At 71.7% G+C, this 4,524-nt stretch carries 4 protein-coding genes and 1 tRNA gene; 2 read left to right on the plus strand and 3 right to left on the minus strand.

Translation table 11 applies throughout. The annotated features are described in order from the left end of the window. Nucleotides 1-805 (plus strand): dioxygenase family protein (locus tag FOE67_RS17525; protein ID WP_182665374.1); only part of this gene is annotated, 805 nt, incomplete at its 5' end. Nucleotides 806-959: 154 nt separating this feature from the next. Here the strand turns inward: FOE67_RS17525 and FOE67_RS17530 are convergent. The 3 genes from FOE67_RS17530 to FOE67_RS17540 form a co-directional block, all read right to left on the minus strand. Continuing rightward, nucleotides 960-1,685: a nucleotidyltransferase family protein gene (locus FOE67_RS17530; protein ID WP_182665376.1), complete on the minus strand. Its 726-nt coding sequence runs from the start codon at nucleotides 1,683-1,685 to the stop codon at nucleotides 960-962. Between the two features lie 19 nt (nucleotides 1,686-1,704). Further along, nucleotides 1,705-2,181 carry a hypothetical protein gene (locus FOE67_RS17535; RefSeq protein ID WP_182665378.1) on the minus strand — a complete coding sequence of 159 codons (477 nt, stop codon included), beginning with the start codon at nucleotides 2,179-2,181 and terminating at the stop codon, nucleotides 1,705-1,707. Nucleotides 2,182-2,745: 564 nt separating this feature from the next. Further along, nucleotides 2,746-3,876 (minus strand): ABC transporter ATP-binding protein, encoded by a 1,131-nt coding sequence (locus tag FOE67_RS17540; protein WP_182665380.1) that lies wholly within the window; start codon nucleotides 3,874-3,876, stop codon nucleotides 2,746-2,748. A gap of 198 nt (nucleotides 3,877-4,074) precedes the next feature. Here FOE67_RS17540 and FOE67_RS17545 point away from each other — a divergent pair. Continuing rightward, nucleotides 4,075-4,151: transfer RNA gene (locus tag FOE67_RS17545), tRNA-Thr, on the plus strand. The last annotated feature ends 373 nt before the right edge of the window (nucleotides 4,152-4,524 follow it).

Below are 4,524 nucleotides of genomic sequence, written 5' to 3' on the forward strand. Positions count from 1 at the left end.
GCCCCATCCCCGCTGGACGCCCGCCGACGGCCCGCTGCCCGCCCTCTACCTCAGCCACGGCGCGCCCCCGCTGCTGGACGACGGCCCGTGGATCCGGGAACTCTTCGACTGGGCGCGGTCGATGCCCCGCCCCGGGGCCGTGCTGATCGTCTCCGCCCATTGGGAGGACGCCCCGCTCGCCCTCTCGGCGACGGCCGCGCACACCCCGCTGGTGTACGACTTCGGCGGCTTCCACCCCCGCTACCACCGCCTGCGCTACGACACCCCCGATGTGAGCCGGCTCGCCGACCGGGTGGCGGCGATGATGCCCGCCGACGAGCCCGTGCACCGGCACCCCTCCCGGGGTCTGGACCACGGCGCCTGGATCCCCCTGATGGCCATGTATCCGGAGGCCGACGTGCCGGTCCTCCAGATGTCGCTGCCCTCGGGGGACCCGCACCGGCTGATGGAGCTGGGACGCCGCCTGGCACCCCTGCGCGAGGAGGGCGTGCTGATCATCGGCTCGGGTTTCATGACGCACGGACTGCCGTTCCTGACCCGGGACATGGTGCTGCGCGGGGCCGTCCCCGGCTGGTCCGCGGACTTCGACGCGTGGGCGCTCGACGCGCTGGACCGGGGCGACGTGGAGGAGTTGGCGGCCTGGCGCGACCGGGCCCCCGGGATGCCGTACGCGCACCCCACCGCCGACCACTTCCTGCCGATCTTCCTCACCCTGGGCGCCGCCCCGGGCCGGGCGGACACCGCCCGCACGGTCATCGACGGGTACATGCTGGGGTTCGCCCGGCGGTCCTTCCGGGTCGGCTGACCGGCGGCGCCGCCCGCCGCCCACCGATGGGACTCCGGGGGAGGGGCCCGACGCCCGCCGGCCGGGTTCCGGCGGGCGTCGGACCCCTCCCACCGTGCCGGGGCCCGGGGGATCCGGCACGGGTCGTTTTCGGGTGGTTTCGGGTCGGTCCGGGTCAGTTCGGGGTTCCGCCGCCCAACTCCCGGGCCGCCTCGGTGAGGTCCTTGGCGGTGTCGATGGCCCGCCAGTAGGAGCCCTGCGGCAAGGGGAAGCCCGCCAGGCGCCGTTCCCGGGCCAGGCGCGGGAAGGTGGTCCGCTCGTGGTCGCCCCGCTCCGGCAGCAACTCCGCGAAGTCGGGGGCGAAGACGTAGACACCCGCGTTGATCTGGTACGACAGCGGCGGGGACTCGATGAAGTCGGTGACGTTGCCGAACTCGTCGGTGGCCACCGCGCCCCACGGGATGCGGGGGCGGGCCAGGGCGATGGTGGCGGTGGCGTCCCGCTCGGCGTGGAAGTCGGCCATGGAACGGAGCGAGAAGCGGGTCCAGATGTCGCCGTTGGTGGCGTACCAGGGTTCGTCGGGGCGCGGCAGCGCGGCGGCGGCGTACTTCAACCCGCCGCCCCGACCCAACGGCTCGGTCTCCACCACCGTGCTGACCCGGACCGGCAGTTCGGTGTCCTTCAGCCACTCCTGCAACACCTCGGCGAGGTGACCGCAGGAGACCACGACGTCGGTGACCCCCTCGGCCGCCAACCAGTTCAGCTGATGGCCGATGATCGGCGTTCCCGTACCGGGTATCTCGACCATCGGCTTGGGACGGTCGTTGGTGTACGGGCGCAGGCGGGAGCCCTGGCCACCGGCCAGGACCACCGCCTGCGTGGGCTGTGAGGCGTGGTTCATGCCCCGCACAGTAGCCGGGTCACCGCTCCTCGGTGACGCCGATCGCGAAAGAGGTGTCGCACACCGGGCGGGCGTGCCGGTGGGCCAGCTCGGCGCTGCCGTACTTCACCACCGCGGCACGGCCCAACTCCCGTGCGAGGGAGGGGCAGTGCTCGGCCAGCGCGGGATTGCGCTCGACCTCCCACTGGAGCGTGGTGAGCGCCACACCGGGGTCGGTGCGCCGCAGCTCGTCCAGCAGCAGTTCGAGCAGGGCCTCCTCCGGGGCGGGACCGGCCTCGGCGGCCTCCGCCTCCGGTGCCGCGTCCGCCTCGGGAGCCTCCTCCGGGGCGGCCCCGGCGGCGGGCGGGCCGTACTCGCCGGCGCCGGCGGGGAGCACCGTGGTGTCGGTCGCGCCGGACCAGGGCACGTTGGCGACGGCGAGGGTGCCGGAGAGCACCAGGACGACCGGGAGGACGAGGGCGAGAGTTCTGCCGAATCGGCGGGCTGCCTGGTTCACGTGGTTTCCTCGCGTCGAATCGATCAATTCCCGGGCCGCTCCGCCCGCCGTCCTCGCCGGCCGGAACCGGCGCGACGGCGTGCCGGGGTCACGGCGGGATCGTGGCGGGGCCGGGAGCGGGTCGAGGCGATCGTAGCGAGAGGTGCCCGTTCGGCCACCTTGCGTCACTCGACGGAGTGAATCCCGGGGGGTGAACGTGCGCGGCGTGTTGACGAACGGGATCGAAAGCGAGTGATTCGGGTGTTTCCCGGTGCGGGGCGATCGTTCTGCGTACCCGCCGACGGAACCCCCGAACCCGGGTGCCCCCGGAACCCGCCACGACGGGGCGCGCCGGCCCGGGAGTCCCGTGACCCGACAACTCGGAGGATCCGACGACTCCGAGGACCCGACAACCCGACGACCCGGAAAAGGAGTCGCGGAAAACCCGGGAAGGAGAAACGGCCGGGGGCGGACCCGTGAGGGTCCGCCCCCGGCCGTCGAACCGGCACCGGGTCGGCCGGCGGGGCGGAAGGGGCCCGCCGGCCGACCCGGAGGGATTCGGGTGACGCCGGATGATCCGGTGGATCAGTCGCTCAGGCGCGCGCCGGTGCTCTTGGAGAACACGTGGGTCTCACCGGTCTTCGGCACCACGTGCAGCACGGCGCCCTTCTCCGGGATCTGCCGGCCGTCCACCCGGACCACCAGGTCCTTGGTGTCGCCGCTGACCTCGGCGGTGCCGTAGACGTAACCGTCCGCGCCCAGCTCCTCGACCACGTTGACGGTCACGGCCAGACCGGCCGCCGCGTTCGGGTCGTCCTTGGCCATGCCGACACCGCTGCCGTTCTCCACGATGGTGAAGTGCTCGGGGCGGCAGCCGACCACCACGTGGGTGTCGCCGTTGCTCTGCGCCTCGGTGAGCGCGGCGCGCTCCACCGGCACCACGCTGTTGCCGAACTTCACGCCGCCGTCGGTGATCGGCACCTCGACCAGGTTCATCGCCGGGGAGCCGATGAAGCCCGCGACGAAGAGGTTGGCCGGCTTGTCGTACATGTTGCGCGGCGTGTCCACCTGCTGGAGCAGGCCGTCCTTGAGGACCGCGACCCGGTCGCCCATCGTCAGGGCCTCGACCTGGTCGTGGGTCACGTAGACGGTGGTGACGCCCAGGCGGCGCTGCAGGCTCGCGATCTGGGTACGGGTCTGGACACGCAGCTTGGCGTCCAGGTTGGACAGCGGCTCGTCCATGAGGAAGACCTGGGGCTCGCGGACGATCGCCCGGCCCATCGCGACACGCTGCCGCTGACCACCGGAGAGCGCCTTGGGCTTGCGGTCCAGGTAATCGGTGAGGTCGAGGATCTTCGCGGCCTCCTCGACCTTCGCGCGGATGTCGGTCTTGTTGACACCGGCGATCTTGAGCGCGAAGCCCATGTTCTGGGCGACCGTCATGTGCGGGTAGAGCGCGTAGTTCTGGAACACCATCGCGATGTCCCGGTCCTTGGGCGGCAGGTGGGTGACATCGCGGTCACCGATGCGGATCGCACCACCGTTGACGTCCTCCAGGCCCGCGAGCATCCGCAGGGAGGTGGACTTGCCGCAACCGGAGGGGCCCACCAGGACGAGGAACTCGCCGTCCTCGATGGCGATGTCGAGCTTGTCGACGGCGGGCTTCTCGGAACCCGGGTAGATCCGGGTCGCCTTGTCGAATGTGACCGAGGCCATGGTGACGCTCTCCTTCACCGGCAGGAACGTGCCGGACGATCCGAGTAAAGGTGGATGCTCCACGTACGTGGACGTGCAGTGAACCTAACCCGAAGGAGTGAGTCCTGTCATCACCCGGCACCGATCCGGCCCCGAACCCGCCCCGTGGAAAACCCTCCGTGTTCACCCGGGAGGGCTTGGGTACACTGCATCCGTCGCGCCGCCTTAGCTCAGCCGGTCAGAGCAGCTGTCTTGTAAACAGCAGGTCGTCGGTTCGAATCCGACAGGCGGCTCCACCTCACCAACCTGCGGTGACGCCCCGGCCCCGCCCTGTTCTCGGGTTCCGGCGGTGCCCCGGCCGCTTCCGCGTCCACCGGCCCGTCCGGCGGGTCGGGAGTCCCCCGGGGCGCGTGTCGATCGCACCGCCCCCGGGGCGCGCGTCGCGCACGCCCTCCCTTTCCGGTCGTCTTCCGTCCACCTCGTCCCGACTTCGCCCCTGTTCATATCGTTTCAAGGGGTGAATCCCGGTCCGGGACGTACGTCGTGAATACTGCCGACCCTCCCCGCCGGGCACGGTATTCCTGTGAGCCGCGACGCCCGACCGGGCCCTCGCACCGCCACCAGGAACGGAGAGAACCGTGACCGCGACGACCCCGCCCACCACCACCC

It is taken from the genome of Streptomyces calidiresistens, assembly GCF_014141525.1.
Taxonomy (GTDB): domain Bacteria; phylum Actinomycetota; class Actinomycetes; order Streptomycetales; family Streptomycetaceae; genus Streptomyces; species Streptomyces calidiresistens.